This is a genomic window from Pseudoalteromonas aliena, from assembly GCF_038155085.1.
Taxonomy (GTDB): domain Bacteria; phylum Pseudomonadota; class Gammaproteobacteria; order Enterobacterales; family Alteromonadaceae; genus Pseudoalteromonas; species Pseudoalteromonas aliena_A.
The window spans coordinates 96,453-110,917 of the sequence record NZ_JBAKAU010000013.1 but is presented as its reverse complement, the minus strand read 5'-3'; the positions used below and the strand labels follow the sequence as shown (position 1 = coordinate 110,917).

Annotated in this window: 10 protein-coding genes; 7 read left to right on the top strand and 3 right to left on the bottom strand. The window is 39.8% G+C overall.

The annotated features are described in order from the left end of the window. Nucleotides 1-420: 420 nt before the first annotated feature. Entirely contained in the window at nucleotides 421-1,737 is a 1,317-nt protein-coding gene (locus V6260_RS13385; RefSeq protein ID WP_341594651.1) for a sensor histidine kinase, read from the bottom strand. 2 nt (nucleotides 1,738-1,739) lie between these two features. Further along, on the bottom strand, nucleotides 1,740-3,158 hold the full coding sequence (locus tag V6260_RS13380) for a sigma-54 dependent transcriptional regulator (protein WP_341594650.1): 1,419 nt from the start codon (nucleotides 3,156-3,158) through the stop codon (nucleotides 1,740-1,742). Between the two features lie 224 nt (nucleotides 3,159-3,382). Here V6260_RS13380 and V6260_RS13375 point away from each other — a divergent pair, with 224 nt between their 5' ends. The 3 genes from V6260_RS13375 (at nucleotide 3,383) to V6260_RS13365 (ending at nucleotide 7,961) form a co-directional block, all read left to right on the top strand. Then, nucleotides 3,383-4,636: an efflux RND transporter periplasmic adaptor subunit gene (locus V6260_RS13375; protein ID WP_341594649.1), complete on the top strand. Its 1,254-nt coding sequence runs from the start codon at nucleotides 3,383-3,385 to the stop codon at nucleotides 4,634-4,636. 11 nt (nucleotides 4,637-4,647) lie between these two features. After that, entirely contained in the window at nucleotides 4,648-5,364 is a 717-nt protein-coding gene (locus tag V6260_RS13370) for an ABC transporter ATP-binding protein (protein WP_341594648.1), read from the top strand. Between the two features lie 200 nt (nucleotides 5,365-5,564). Then, nucleotides 5,565-7,961 carry an ABC transporter permease gene (locus tag V6260_RS13365; protein WP_341594647.1) on the top strand — a complete coding sequence of 799 codons (2,397 nt, stop codon included), beginning with the start codon at nucleotides 5,565-5,567 and terminating at the stop codon, nucleotides 7,959-7,961. Between the two features lie 93 nt (nucleotides 7,962-8,054). Here V6260_RS13365 and V6260_RS13360 read toward each other — a convergent pair whose 3' ends face one another. Further along, entirely contained in the window at nucleotides 8,055-8,582 is a 528-nt protein-coding gene (locus V6260_RS13360) for a sugar O-acetyltransferase (RefSeq protein ID WP_341594646.1), read from the bottom strand. Between the two features lie 138 nt (nucleotides 8,583-8,720). Between V6260_RS13360 and V6260_RS13355 the strand changes: the two genes are divergently transcribed. The 4 genes from V6260_RS13355 (at nucleotide 8,721) to V6260_RS13340 (ending at nucleotide 14,408) form a co-directional block, all read left to right on the top strand. Further along, complete coding sequence (locus V6260_RS13355; protein ID WP_341594645.1) at nucleotides 8,721-9,485, top strand: DeoR/GlpR family DNA-binding transcription regulator; 765 nt, start codon at nucleotides 8,721-8,723, stop codon at nucleotides 9,483-9,485. 38 nt (nucleotides 9,486-9,523) lie between these two features. After that, nucleotides 9,524-11,344: a glutamine--fructose-6-phosphate transaminase (isomerizing) gene (gene glmS, locus V6260_RS13350; RefSeq protein WP_341594644.1), complete on the top strand. Its 1,821-nt coding sequence runs from the start codon at nucleotides 9,524-9,526 to the stop codon at nucleotides 11,342-11,344. Between the two features lie 198 nt (nucleotides 11,345-11,542). Continuing rightward, nucleotides 11,543-12,925 carry a KAP family P-loop NTPase fold protein gene (locus tag V6260_RS13345; RefSeq protein ID WP_341594643.1) on the top strand — a complete coding sequence of 461 codons (1,383 nt, stop codon included), beginning with the start codon at nucleotides 11,543-11,545 and terminating at the stop codon, nucleotides 12,923-12,925. A gap of 187 nt (nucleotides 12,926-13,112) precedes the next feature. Continuing rightward, a complete protein-coding gene (locus V6260_RS13340) occupies nucleotides 13,113-14,408 on the top strand; it encodes a DEAD/DEAH box helicase (protein WP_341594642.1) in 1,296 nt (431 codons plus the stop codon). Nucleotides 14,409-14,465: the final 57 nt, after the last annotated feature.

The window sequence follows — 14,465 nt, the reverse complement described above, 5'->3', positions numbered from 1 at the left end:
GAAAAGTGAAAATAAAAGCTGTAGCCAAGACCCCATACCGAACTCAGTAGTGAAACAAAACAGCTCGAAGGCGAGCCCCGCACAAGGCCGCCCCGACGCAACGATAGTGTAGCATTTGCACTGTGGCTCTCCACCGCAGTGGGAACTACGACATTATTAGCTACGGATTTACTTAATTAAGTGAGCTATTTTAAGGTAAGAAAATCGTGTCGATAACATGACAAAATTTCGTTCTTTAGTTGTTATGACTAATTGCTCCGCATTGTTCTACCTCTTGTATCCTCACGGCCGTAAATCAGAAGTTTTTAACGCACTTAGCTAATCCTTTAAAGTGATTCAGTATCATTCCAGATGGTATAAACAGATAAAAAATGAAAGTATAAATGCGACCTCACACAATCAAAAATGGGCATGGTCAATTTAACCAAACACACACCTAAAGCATGCGCCTTGTGGCTTTTGTATATAAATTAAATCGCCGCCATGGTTTAGCATTATTTGCCTTGATAGGCTCAAACCAATGCCAGAGCCTTGTTGCTTGGTGGTAAAAAATGGCACGAAGATCATATCTATCACATGTTCGCTAATGCCCGGGCCGTTGTCGCTAATTTCTATATAGAGTTGTTGGCTAGTATTTTGCGCCAAGCTGATTTCAATAATTGGTTCAATGGCACTCTTAGCTGCGTATTTTTGACTAGCCTTTAGAACCTCAAGGGCATTTTTTATTAAGTTTACTAATACCTGTTCTATTTGGCTGCCATCGAGCATTACTAACTGCTGACTTTTAATCGACTGTTCAATATGGGTGTGTTGAACGCGTGCTTGTTGTTGATGCAAAGCGACAATGCGCGTTAGCATATCGGCTAAATTTTCGGGTGCTAAATTAGGTTTGGGTAAGCTGCTAACTTGGCGAAAACGGGCTATAAAGTCGCCTAAATGAGCTGTTCTTGATGCTAGTGTGTTTAGCGCAAGTTGTAAGTCTTGTTTATCTTCATTATCGATAAAACACAGTTCTTGTGGCATCAAATTGCTGCAGGTATCAGCCAGTGATGATAGCGGTGTTATTGAGTTAGCAATTTCGTGGGTGAGCACTTTAGTTAAGCGCTTATACGCTTGTTGTTCTTTTAGCTGTAGTTGATTATGAATTGATTGCAAACTGATAACTCGACGTACTTTACCTTGTATTTCGGCAATACTAAGTTGAATTGAGAGGGTATCGTGCTGCTCGCCATTTTGCCAATAAGTGGTGCTGCGGATATTATTACTGGCGTTTAAAATTAATTCACCAATAGCGCCTAGTTCACGTAAATTTTGACAGCTTTTACCAAGTAGCCTACTGACGGCTGGGTTTGATTCGATCACTTTGCCATTGTCATCACATACTAAAACAGCTAAATCAACGTGAATAAGTAACGCTTGTAAAAACTGCGCTTGTTGTTCAGCATTAAAACGGGCTGTTTGCATTTGTGTTTTTACTTGTTCAAATTGCTTAAGCATAGGGTGTTGTTGGCCAAGTCCTAAGGTGCTGTCGCCATTGGCTAAAGCACGGATCACCATTTCAACTTGTTTTTGTTGACGTTTAAAAAGCGCAAAAATATGCGTTATTAACGCCACCACGGCTAAAACTATTAATAATGATGTGGCTGAAAAGCCATGCGTTTGTAATACATAGCTAAGTAGTGCACTGGCACTTATAAGTGCGATAATATTAAATAAAAGTAATAAATTAGCACGCATGATCACAGCCCATACTTTTCAAGGCGGCGATACATCGCACCACGGGTTAAACCAAGCGCTTTGGCTGCATGACTCACATTACCTTGGTGATGTTTAAGTGCTGCGCGAACTGTGCGTTGTTCGAGTATGTCTAAATCAAAAGTGTCGTACTGTAGCGGATTGTTTATATCCTCTGTACTTTGACTCGCAGAATGAGTGCTAAGTGCGGTTGTATTACCCACAACTGAGCTTATATCGAGGGTGTCGTCTTCAGTTAAAATAACGGCGCGTTCGATTGCGTGGGCAAGCTCGCGTACATTGCCCGGCCATGAGTATTGGCAAAGTGAAATCATATCACTTTGAGCAATCGTTAAATTACGCTTATATTTTTTTGAAAAGTACTGAAGGTAGTAATCGGCTAATAATGGAATATCATCACTACGCTCACGTAATGCCGGTAGACGAATTTCAACAGTGTTTATTCGATATAACAAGTCTTGACGAAAACGACCTTCGCTCACAGCTTGATCAAGGTTGTCGTTCGTGGCGCAAATTAGGCGAATATCAATATCCACAGCTTTGCTGCCGCCAACAGGTGTTATTTGCCTATTTTGTAGCGCCGCCAGTAATTTTGCTTGCTGCTCTAGAGGTAAATTACCCAGCTCGTCTAAAAATAAACTACCGCCTTGGGCAAGTTCAAACTTACCAATACGATCGGCTTTTGCATCGGTAAACGCGCCTTTTTTATGGCCAAATAATTCACTTTCAAATAAATTATGCGCTATTGCGCCCATATCTAAACTCATAAAGGTTTGGCTGTGACGCATACTTGCTTGATGAATGGCATGTGCGGCGAGCTCTTTGCCTGTACCACTTTCACCAGTGATCAAAATGTTTGCCTCAGTTTGCGCCGCTTTTTCTATCGTATTGAATACTTGTTGCATTGCTGCGCTTTGCCCTAAAAAATCAAATGATGGCGTATTTAAGGCTTGATTTAACCCTTGCTTTTGACGCGTTAACTTACCCACTTGTTGTTTGTCTTTGGCATGAGAAAAAGCAGCGGCCACTGCGCCCCGTAATTGCTCGTTTTGCCAAGGTTTGGCAATAAAGTCAGATGCTCCCGCTTTAATTGCGTCTACTGCGAGTTGAATATCACCATAGGCCGTCATCAGTAAAACCACAATGTTGGGGTCTTGATCGATAATTTTTTTGAGCCAATAAAAACCTTCTTTGCCGCTTATTGAGTCTTGAGTAAAGTTCATATCAAGCAATATAACGTCAATGGGTTGCTCCATTTTGCGTTGCTCGTTAATGATGCCTTCAATATCAAATGGATTATCTGTGGTTTTAACGCTTTGGTAATGTTGTTTGAGTAATAACCGTGCAGCAATAAGAATATCTGGGTTGTCATCAACAATTAAAAGAGAGCCTGTATGTTTCATGATTTTTATTTTTATAGAGTTTTATTTAGCCTAAAACAAAAAAGGGACAGTGTCCATAAATGGACGTTTATAAAATAAAAAAGTGTTCTATTATCGGACACCTTCGACACTGGGTTACTTTTTTATAATGTTAAGCCATTGAATTTTAATGTTAAAAAATGTTGGCATGCTGATTGTAATAACTATCGGTAATTAGTTAATAAACCTGTATTAAGGTAGCTGGCATGGATAAAAAAATAGAACGCTCATTTACTCAAAAGTATTTAAAAAAATTTACTTTTGCAGCACTTACTTTAGGTGTTGCTGCGGCTGCATACGGTTTTACGCAAAGCAGTGATACAGGTCGTAGCCAAAATATAGAGCGCAGCAGCTTAACCGTTAGCACAGTGAAACAAGGTGCATTTAAAGATGCCTTAAGCCTACGCGGTCAAGTAGTGCCAAAAACCAGTATTTACCTTGATACTATTGCAGGCGGTCAAGTAGAAGAGCGCTTAGTAGAACAAGGTGAATATGTTGAAAAAGGCCAGCCGCTAGTGCGCTTAAGCAACACTAATTTACAACTTGATGTAATGAGCCGTGAAGCGCAAGTAACAGAGCAACTTAATTTTTTACGTAATACGCAAATGGCTATGGAAACCAGCCGATTAAACTTACGCCGCGACTTATTAGAAATCGAGTTAAAAATAACCCACCTAACACGCCGTTTAAAACAAACCAAACCTTTAGTAGAAAGTGGTGTATTGGCGCAAGACCAACTAGCAGAGCTTGAAGAAGACTTACACTATTATCATGCACGTAAAGAGCTTACTCTTGAGCGCCAAAAGCAAGAAAATTCAATTCGTGAGGTACAAGTTACACAACTTTCTGATAGCGCTAATATGCTTGAAAATAATCTTAAATTTGCGCGCCGAAATCTCGATAACTTATTAATTAAAGCGCCGGTATCGGGTTATTTAAGTGAGCTGGATGTTGAAATTGGTGAATCTAAACAAAGTGGTGCACGCTTGGGGCAAATAGATATTCCGAATGAATATAAATTAGTGGCACGCCTTGATGAATTTTACTTAAACCAGGTTCAGCGCGACATGACCGTAATGATTGAGCTTGAAAGCGGCATAGTAAATGCCAAAGTAAACAAAATTGATAGTCGCGTTCAACAGTCGCAATTTCAGATTGAAGTGGACTTACCAAGTAATACCAAAAGTATTAAACGCGGGCAAAGTATTGATGTTGAGTTAATGCTTGGGGATGAAAAAAACAATGCCTTACTACTTAAACGCGGCGCCTTTTTTACAAGCTCCGGCGGTAACTGGGTGTATGTTATTGAACAAGGTAACGATAAAGCACTGCGCCGTGATATTCGCTTAGGCAAAAAGAATCAAAACTATTTTGAAGTGCTCGAAGGGTTAAAAGCAGGAGATCAAGTAATTACCTCCAGCTACAGCAATTTTGATAAAGCACAGCAATTACAATTTTAAGGATAATAATAATGATCAAATTAACTAATTTAAGCCGTGTATTTCGTACTCAAGATGTTGAAACAACAGCGCTAAGCAATATTAACTTAACAGTAAACGAAGGTGACTTTTTAGCGATAATGGGGCCTTCTGGCTGTGGTAAATCAACTTTGCTGTCTATTTTAGGTATGTTGGATTCACCAAGTGCAGGTAGCTTTGATTTTGCTGGAACAGACATCGCAGGCTATAGCGAAAAGCAATTGTCAGAGCTTCGTAAAGCATCAATTGGTTTTGTATTTCAAAGCTTTAATTTGATTGATGAGTTAACAGTATTTGAAAACGTAGAGCTGCCATTGCAGTACCAAAAAATATCAAAAAGTGAGCGAAAAGAGCGCGTTGAAGCTATTTTAAAACGCGTAGGTATTGATCACCGCGGTGAGCATTTACCACAGCAACTATCGGGTGGTCAGCAGCAACGTGTAGCTGTAGCGCGAGCTTTGGTGATTAACCCTAAACTCATTTTAGCCGATGAGCCAACAGGTAATCTCGACTCTAAAAACGGTGATGAAGTGATGGCTATGCTTCGTGAGTTAAACCGCGAAGGCACTACGGTTATTATGGTTACCCACTCAGAGAAAGAAGGTAATTACGCTGATCGCTTAGTGCGCTTACTTGATGGCCAAGTGATGGTTGATAAAGCGAATTTACAGCAACAATCATCAAGTGTTGCGGATGCTGTTGTTGCGTAATGCACGTTTACTATCGTTACTTTTTACAGCATGTTCCAGTGCAATTGATAAGATCTAGTGCAGCAATCTTATTTATTACACTGAGTGTTTTTGCGCTCAAACATGATCTGTCTTATGTATATCTCAATGATATGGTGAGTGATTTTTTGACTTGCCAACTGTTTTTATTCTAACCCTTTGGGGTAAGAAGGAATTTGATAATGTTTAAAAATTATATCATGACCGCAATGCGCTCATTTAAGCAGCAAAAACAACACTTTTTGCTCAATGTACTTGGTTTAAGTATTGGTTTAGCTGCGGCTATTTTAGTGGCTATGTTTGCCTTTAATGAAGCTTCTTATGACAAGCAGCAACCCAATGCTGAACGCGTGTATCGTGTTAATCAGTATTTTACATCCTTGGGGGTTGGCGGGCCGATGACCAACAAAGACCTTATGAATACATTTAAAGACATGGCTGAAATTGAAGACATACTATCATTAGAACCTAGTCCGCCAGGTGCTGAATTTGTTCGTGATGATGTGGGTTATAAATTAGAAAGTATTATATCGGCAAGCAGCAATATAGCTGACTTTGTGAATATTGACTTAGTTGCAGGCGACTTAGTCAAAGTACTTAGCGCACCAAATATGATCGCATTGAGTGAGCAGTATGCAATACGTATTTTTGGCCGCACCGACATCATTGGTGAAACTTTAATACAAGGTAATAAACGTTGGCAGATTGGGGCGGTATTTGCTGATTTACCTGAAAATACGCACTTCTTTTTTCAAGGGTTAATTAAAGAGTTACCAGCCAATACTGAATATCAAAACATGAATAGTGCCTCTTATATTCGAGTAAAGCCAGGTACTGATGTTGAAAAGTTGGCAGAAACTATTGAGCAACGCTACATGAAAATTGCTTACGAAAACCCGAATTTAGCAAAAATGACATTACATCCGCTAACGTCTATTCATTTAACTTCCAATTCTAACTATGAAATGAAAAAGAATGGCTCGCTTTCAACGCTGCGTATTTGTATTGGTTTGAGTGTTTTATTGGTGCTGCTAGCGGCCTTTAATTTTATTAATATGAGTATTGCGCAATCGGCAAAGCGTGCCAAAGAAGTCGGCGTTCGCAAAGCGCTGGGTGCGAGTAAGTTACAAATTGTTTGCCAGTTTTTGGTAGAATCATTACTTATCACCATTATTGCGGCACTAATAGCATGTATGTTGGTTGAATTACTAACGCCGGCTTTTAATCAATTGGTCGATAGACAGTTATCCCTTAATTATGACTCTACGTTAGGTGCTGCAATTGCTGTTGTTGTATTGTTAATCGGCTTGCTTGCCGGTATTTACCCTGCCATGTTTATGTCGGCTTTTAGTGCAAAACGAGTACTCAGTGGTGATATGCAGCGCGGCCGCACAGCCATCGCAGTTAGAAAAGGTTTGTTAGTTGTACAATCAGCGTTATCGGTTGGCCTAATTATTGGCGCTTTATTACTGCAACAGCAGTTGGCTTATTTACAATCACTACCAGTTGGCTACACCAAAGAAAGTAAATTGATTATCAGTGATATATCAGCCGCAGATATATTACACAACAATAATACAGCATTACTAAATCGTATTAACGCGATTGATGGCGTAAACAAAGCAAGCGTTATGGATATTGATGTAACAGGCTCATATAACTCGTCTCGCACATTTACGGCCGACAACGGTCAATTTACCAAACAAAGTTTACCCATTATTGGCGCAGGTAACGACATAGCCAAAACATTGGGCCTAACATTGGTCGCTGGCCGAGATTTTAGTGCAAAAATGGCTGCTGATTGGTTTAAAGAGGTTAGCGAAACTAAAGCAACTGCCTCAGCCATATTAACTGAGTCGCTAGTAAAACAAGCCGGTTATACAACACCAAGTGATGCAATTGGCAGTACGTGGCGTGCCAGTGCAGGCAAAGGCCAAGATTTAATATTAACTGTTGTTGGTGTGGTTAAAAATATTAAAGTGGGTAGTGTTAAAGACGCACAACCTTCTACCATCTTAATTTGTGGCTACACCAGCAGTTGGGCAGGTCGCATTATTGTTGACATGGACGCTTCTAAAATACTGCCAATTAAAGCGAAGCTTTCAGGTATTTTAGAAGACACTCTAGCAATTCGCGACCCACAAATAGATATATTGAGCGAAAACTACCGTGCGCTTTATCGTAATGACGAACGTGCCACTGAGTTTGTGACTTTATTCTCTGGCTTAGCTGTATTTTTAGCGTGTATGGGAACCTTTGGCCTAGCATCATTTTCAGTATTACGTCGTCAAAAAGAAATCGCTGTTCGCAAAGTGCTTGGCGCATCACGCATCAGCATTATGAACTTAATCGCAAAAGAATTTTTGATTTTAGTTGCCGTAAGTGTCGCAATCGCTTTTCCACTAACTTATTGGTTGGTGGGCAATTGGCTAGCTAATTTCAATGAGCGTGTTGATCAAGCGCTGTGGGTTTATTTAATTGCAGCCCTTAGTGTTGCTGCTATTACTTGGCTTACAGTTGCCAGCCTCGCCTTTAAAGCCGCCAGTACAAGGCCTTCGCTTACTTTACGTTATGAGTAACAGCTAGAATAACCTCCCAACCAAGGCCTATTACTTCTTTATAGGCCTTTATCTATTTTTGTCGCCATAAATGACGACCTACAATATATGCAATTAAATATCTTTAATTTTCACCGTAGGATTACCAGCCACAACTGTGTTTGCAGCAATATCTTTAGTGACGACAGATCCTGCGCCGACAACAGCATTATTACCAATTGTTACACCCGCTAAAATAATAACGCCCGCGCCAATCCACACGTTATTACCTACTGTGATGGGTGCCGCAAAGTTTTGTTTATTGAGTCGCTGTGTAGGGTTAACAGCATGGGATACTGCTAACAGTTGAACATTTGGCCCGATTAAACAGTCGCTGCCAATATTGATAGCTGCTTCATTTATAGGCGCGTCTAACACAGTGCAATTAATATTTATAAAAGTACGATCACCAATAGTAATTTGATTACCATAATCACAATGAAACCCTGACTCTATAATTACCCCTTCACCGCATTGTAAAAACAATTCTTTAATACGTTTTAAGTTACCTTTACTCGGGCTTTTATTGAATAGGCGGCAGGTGTCGCCAGTTTGTTTGCGCAGCGCTAAATATTCTTTGTTTAAACTAGTAAATACTTGCATGTGGTTTCTTTTAAAATAAAGCTTATGGCATTCTACCTTTATTATTATTTGATTAAAGCTGCTTTAATTTCCTTCATTCACTTGTCATTTAACTTGTTTCGTTTAAAATCTGATAACTTTCGAAACGAAACTTAATTTATGACTAAACGAAACACACAGCAGCGCCGCCATAATATATTGGCTCAGGTTAATGAGTTAGGTGAAGTGGCTGTTGAAAAGCTTGCTGAGCAGTTTCAAACATCTGAAGTAACCATTCGTAAAGATTTAACCGCGCTTGAAAAAAGTGGCCTGTTACTGCGCCGTTACGGTGGTGCTATTGCGCTGCCTAAAGAAATTGTGAGTGACGAAATAGATTCAAAGCGTAAAGTCGCTATCGCAAAAGCTGCCGCAACGCTTATAAAAGATCATAACCGCATTATTATTGATAGCGGGCGTACTACTGCTGCAATGATCCCTGAGCTTGCAAATAAACGCGGGTTAGTTGTTATGACCAATGCCATTAAAGTCGCCAGTCGTTTATTAGCACTCGAGAACGAGCCAACACTTTTGATGACCGGTGGGACGTGGGATCCACATTCTGAGTCGTTTCAGGGGCAAGTTGCTGAAAACGTATTATGCTCTTATGACTTTGATCAGCTATTTATTGGTGCTGACGGCATAGACGTAAAGCGCGGTACGACTACCTTTAATGAGTTAGTTGGTTTGAGCCAAGTAATGGCAAAAGCCGCTCGTGAAGTAATCGTTATGGTTGAATCAGATAAGATTGGCCGAAAAATACCAAATTTAGAATTACCGTGGAAAATAGTAACCACTTTAATAACCGATACTGGCTTAGCAGATGATAAACGCAAAGCAATTGAGGCGTGTGGTGTAAAACTAATTTGCGCAGAGATTATGGAATAGCTACTTAGTAGCAAGCATTTAAAATTAATGGAGACACTATGTGTGGAATAGTTGGGGCAGTTGCAGAACGTCCAGTAAACAAAATTTTAGTTGAAGGCCTTAAACGTCTTGAATACCGTGGTTATGACTCAGCAGGCGTAGCATTGCTTGATGGCAACGCACTTAATACTGTTAAAGCAGTAGGTAAAGTAGTAAACGTAGAAGCTGCACTTGAAAAAGCAGGCGTTAGCGGTCATACAGGTATTGCACACACACGCTGGGCAACTCACGGTAGTGTTACTGAAGAAAACGCACACCCGCATGTATCAAACAACCAGTTAGCACTTGTGCATAACGGTATAATTGAAAACCACGCAAGCCTGCGCGCATCGCTTAAAGAAGAAGGTTACGAGTTCCTATCTGAAACCGATACCGAAGTAATGGTGCACTTAATTCATAAGCTTCGTAAGCAGCACACTACTTTACTTGCTGCAGTACAGGCAGCTGTTAAGCAATTTGAAGGTGCGTTTGGCACGGTTGTATTTGATAAAGACAACGACAACGAAATTATCGTAGCACGTTCAGGTAGCCCTCTTGTTATTGGTTTAGGCCTTGGTGAAAACTTTATTGCCTCTGATCAGTTAGCACTATTACCAGTTACTCGTAGCTTCATCTTTTTAGAAGAAGGTGATGTAGCGCGTATTACTCGCGACACAGTAGAAATTTTTGATGAAAATGGCAACGCTGTAGAACGTGAAGTGATTGAATCAAACATCACCCAAGATGCCTCAGGTAAAGGCGACTACCGCCACTACATGCTAAAAGAAATTTACGAGCAGCCACTTGCAGTACGTAATACCCTTGAAGGACGTTTAAACGACGACCGCGTAGCAATAGATGCCTTTGGCGACAGCGCTCAGCAAATATTTAAAGACGTAAAACACGTACAAATTATCGCCTGTGGTACGTCATACCATTCAGGTATGGTTGCCCGTTATTGGCTTGAGCAATTTGCAGGCGTTAGCTGTAATGTAGAAATCGCCTCTGAGTTCCGTTACCGTCAGTCGTTTGTTCATGAAAATAGCTTACTTGTGACTATTTCACAATCGGGTGAAACAGCCGATACGCTAGCTGCTTTACGCTTAGCTAAAGAGCAAGGTTACATGGCATCAATGACCATTTGTAACGTACCTGGCTCATCGCTTGTACGCGAATCAGACCTAGCGTTTATGACCAAAGCGGGCGCTGAAATTGGCGTAGCTTCTACTAAAGCGTTTACTACACAATTAGTTGGTTTGTTAATGCTTACTGCGTCTATCGCTCAAGAAAAAGGCCTTGATCAAAGTGCCATTGTAAATGCTATAAAAGTACTTCCAGCTAAGTTAGAAGAAACATTGCTACTAGCTGATGGCATTGCAGACCTTGCAGAAGAGTTTGCCGACAAGCACCACTCACTGTTTTTAGGCCGTGGTTCGCAATACCCAATTGCAATGGAAGGTGCGCTTAAGCTCAAAGAGATTTCGTACATTCACGCAGAAGCCTACGCAGCGGGCGAGCTAAAACACGGCCCATTAGCACTTATTGATGCCGACATGCCAATTATTGTTGTAGCACCAAATAACGAATTGCTAGAAAAGCTTAAATCAAATGTAGAAGAAGTACGCGCACGTGGCGGCATTATTTACGTATTCGCAGATAAAGATTCACACTTTGAGTCAGACGACACAATGCGTGTAATTAACGTAAACCATACTGACGATATTATTGCGCCAATTGTTTATACACTGCCATTACAGTTACTGTCGTACTACGTAGCGGTAATTAAAGGCACTGACGTTGACCAACCACGTAACTTAGCTAAATCGGTTACTGTTGAGTAAAATTAATAGGTTGGTAATTACCTGTTAAAGATAAAAAGGCGCTTAATGCGCCTTTTTTTGTGAATAATTTTAGCCGTGTTTTATTACTGCAAGGCACTTAAATTAAATAACAGTGAAAATAACTTCGTTTGAATACAAAGTTTCGTAATCAATGTCTTCATGGCAATATAGCTATAAACAAAATCAGGAACTCTGAAAATGACACCATGGAATGATGATAAGTTAAATAGAAAAGAAGACGCGGAGTATCTAACTGCCTATTTACTCAATAGGTTTACAATAAAAAAAGAAGAACCTTTTGTTTTAAATATTGATGCAGAGTGGGGGTTTGGTAAAACCTATTTTCTTACAAATTGGCGAAGTGATTTAAAATCAAAAGAGTGCGAAGTCGTTTATTTTAATGCTTGGGAGAAGGACTTTACAGATAACCCTTTGCTTGGTTTTATTTCTGCAATCGATAAAGAGTTAAAACCTTTTTTTAGTAAAAAGGCCAACGCAATCCAAAAAAATAAATGGAATAAATTCAAGCTTGCTGCCGCTCCATTACTTTTATCTTTTATAGCAAAAAAATTGACGGGCTATTCTCTCGCTCAAATAAACGAATTAATTGAGAGTGATGATGAGGAGGATAAAGCTTCTAATATAGATAAAAAAGATACAAATAAATTAGTTGAAGGGTTAACAACTCAAGCAACAAATATTGCGTTAGAACATCAAGAAAGCATAGAAAATAGTATTATTACTTTTAAGGCTAATTTAGGGGAGATCGCGAAAAAGGCTGGTAAGGATACAAAGCCAATTTTCATATTCGTAGATGAGTTAGACAGATGTAGACCTAGTTATGCCATTGAACTACTAGAGACAATTAAACATCTATTTCAAATACCACGCGTTTATTTTGTTGTTGCTACTGCATCCGAGCAATTAAGTCATTCAATAAAGGCTATTTATGGTAATGATTTTGAATCTAAAAAGTACCTAAATAGATTTTTCGATCAAATTTATCATCTACCACCGCCAAATCGCTTGTCTTACTCTGAGTACTTATGGAAAACAGAGCTTGTTAATGATGATAAGTTAATTGCTGTGCATAAAAATGGTAATGCTTATTTGCTGGCTCAAACCGCTATTTTATGTGATGCGGGTTTACGAGATATTGAACAAGCCGTTAAGGTTTTACAAGCTATTCAGCTAACAACTGAAGAAAGGATATATACGTTACCGTTAGTATTTTTAGCTATTCTAAAAATAAGTAAGCCAGAATTATATAAAATTATGATACCAATGTGGAAAGATAAATTTCGAACTAACTCTAGTTCCAGTCAAAATTGGAATATTTTTATTGAAAAAATGAATAATTCAGAATCGAATTTGGACTCAAAGAAAGCTTTTGAAGGTAAAATTATTAGTATTATAAGCAAGTTACTAGGAAAAACTGGAACAAAATCCTCAGAAATTCAAAGAGGTACAGCGGGGCTTGGCGATATGATCCTACATGACTTTAGCTATAACCAAAATCGACAGTTTTCGATATTACATTACCCTGAGTTAGTTGAGCGTGCAGGTCGTTTTATATCTTAAATAAAGGGGGAAACTCCCTTTTCGTATTAATGAGCAAAAATAATCAGAGCTAAAGTATACTTAGAGCTTGTAGCTCGAATCGCGTAGCTGTTACCTATAAAACATTTAAATCACTAATCCCTACTTAATAAGCGCTAAATACGCTAAAATTACAGGCTACTTTTTTAGCAATGAGCCCTTAATATTCATGACCTCAGCAACAAGCCCTAGTACCTTTAACTATCTTGGCCTTATTCCAGAGCTACAAGCTCGTTTAACCGATTTGGAATACAGCCAACCTACGCCAATTCAAGCTAAGGCGATTCCAAGTGTACTGGCTGGTAGCGATTTAATTGCGGGGGCAAATACTGGCTCAGGTAAAACAGCAACCTTTGCTTTGCCTATGCTACAAACGCTATTTTTAGCGCAAGGTGCTAATAAAGCGCCGAGCAAAGGCAACTTTGTCACAGGGCTTATTTTGGTACCTACTCGTGAGCTTGCAACGCAGGTGGCCGATAGCGTTAAATCGTATTCTGCTAACTTTAATGGCGCAATTAAAACGGTAGCAGTATTTGGTGGTGTGTCGGTTAATACACAAATGCAGGCACTGCGTGGTGGCGCCGATATTATTGTAGCAACACCTGGGCGTTTGCTCGATTTAATCTCAAGTAACGCGATTAAGCTCGATAATGTAACTACACTTGTGCTTGACGAAGCCGACCGCATGCTAAGCCTTGGTTTTACCGAAGAACTGGCTAATTTGTTGGCGCTAATGCCTGCTAAAAAGCAAACTATGTTGTTTTCAGCGACCTTCCCAGAGCAAGTCACACAATTAACGCAAGAGCTATTAACTAACCCTGTTGAAATACAAGTTCAAAGCAAAGACGAAAGTACCTTAGTACAGCGCGTATTTACGGTTAATAAAGGCGAAAAAACTACGGTTTTAGCGCATTTAATTAAAGCGCATAAATGGCGCCAAGCACTTATTTTTGTAAACGCTAAAAAAGACTGTGAGCACTTAGCAGGTAAGCTTGAAAAGCGTGGTATTAACGCACAAGTGTTCCACGGTGATAAAGGCCAAAGTGAGCGTACTCGCGTAATTGAAAAATTTAAAGCTGGCGAAATAGAAGTACTTATTGCCACTGATATTGCAGCCCGTGGTTTAGATATTGCCAAACTGCCTGTTGTTATTAACTTTAACTTACCGCGCAGCCCCGCTGATTACATGCACCGTATTGGCCGAAGCGGTCGTGCCGGTGAAGTTGGCTTAGCGTTATCACTGATTGATTATGAAGACTTTCATCACTTTAAAATAATCGAGAAGAAAAACAAACTACGCTTAGAGCGCGAGGAAGTAACCGGTTTTGCGGTAAACCAAGCGAACCTTGATGCGGCCCTTGCGCTTAAAAACGACAAGCCAATGGCAAAGCCAGAAGGCACAGGTAAGAAAAAGAAGAAAAAAGCCGATGTTGAAGATGTGTGGAGTGGCTGGAAAAAAAGATAAGCCTTAATACTATATAAGTCATTAAACTCGAGTTATTAAAAAACCCTGCAAATTTGC

What these genes read in the sequence shown, in the direction of transcription:
- V6260_RS13385 (WP_341594651.1), bottom strand. Translation starts at nt 1,737, where the DNA reads ATGCGTGCTAATTTATTACTTTTATTTAATATTATCGCACTTATAAGT.
- V6260_RS13380 (WP_341594650.1), bottom strand. Translation starts at nt 3,158, where the DNA reads ATGAAACATACAGGCTCTCTTTTAATTGTTGATGACAACCCAGATATT.
- V6260_RS13375 (WP_341594649.1), top strand. Translation starts at nt 3,383, where the DNA reads ATGGATAAAAAAATAGAACGCTCATTTACTCAAAAGTATTTAAAAAAA.
- V6260_RS13370 (WP_341594648.1), top strand. Translation starts at nt 4,648, where the DNA reads ATGATCAAATTAACTAATTTAAGCCGTGTATTTCGTACTCAAGATGTT.
- V6260_RS13365 (WP_341594647.1), top strand. Translation starts at nt 5,565, where the DNA reads ATGTTTAAAAATTATATCATGACCGCAATGCGCTCATTTAAGCAGCAA.
- V6260_RS13360 (WP_341594646.1), bottom strand. Translation starts at nt 8,582, where the DNA reads ATGCAAGTATTTACTAGTTTAAACAAAGAATATTTAGCGCTGCGCAAA.
- V6260_RS13355 (WP_341594645.1), top strand. Translation starts at nt 8,721, where the DNA reads ATGACTAAACGAAACACACAGCAGCGCCGCCATAATATATTGGCTCAG.
- glmS (WP_341594644.1), top strand. Translation starts at nt 9,524, where the DNA reads ATGTGTGGAATAGTTGGGGCAGTTGCAGAACGTCCAGTAAACAAAATT.
- V6260_RS13345 (WP_341594643.1), top strand. Translation starts at nt 11,543, where the DNA reads ATGACACCATGGAATGATGATAAGTTAAATAGAAAAGAAGACGCGGAG.
- V6260_RS13340 (WP_341594642.1), top strand. Translation starts at nt 13,113, where the DNA reads ATGACCTCAGCAACAAGCCCTAGTACCTTTAACTATCTTGGCCTTATT.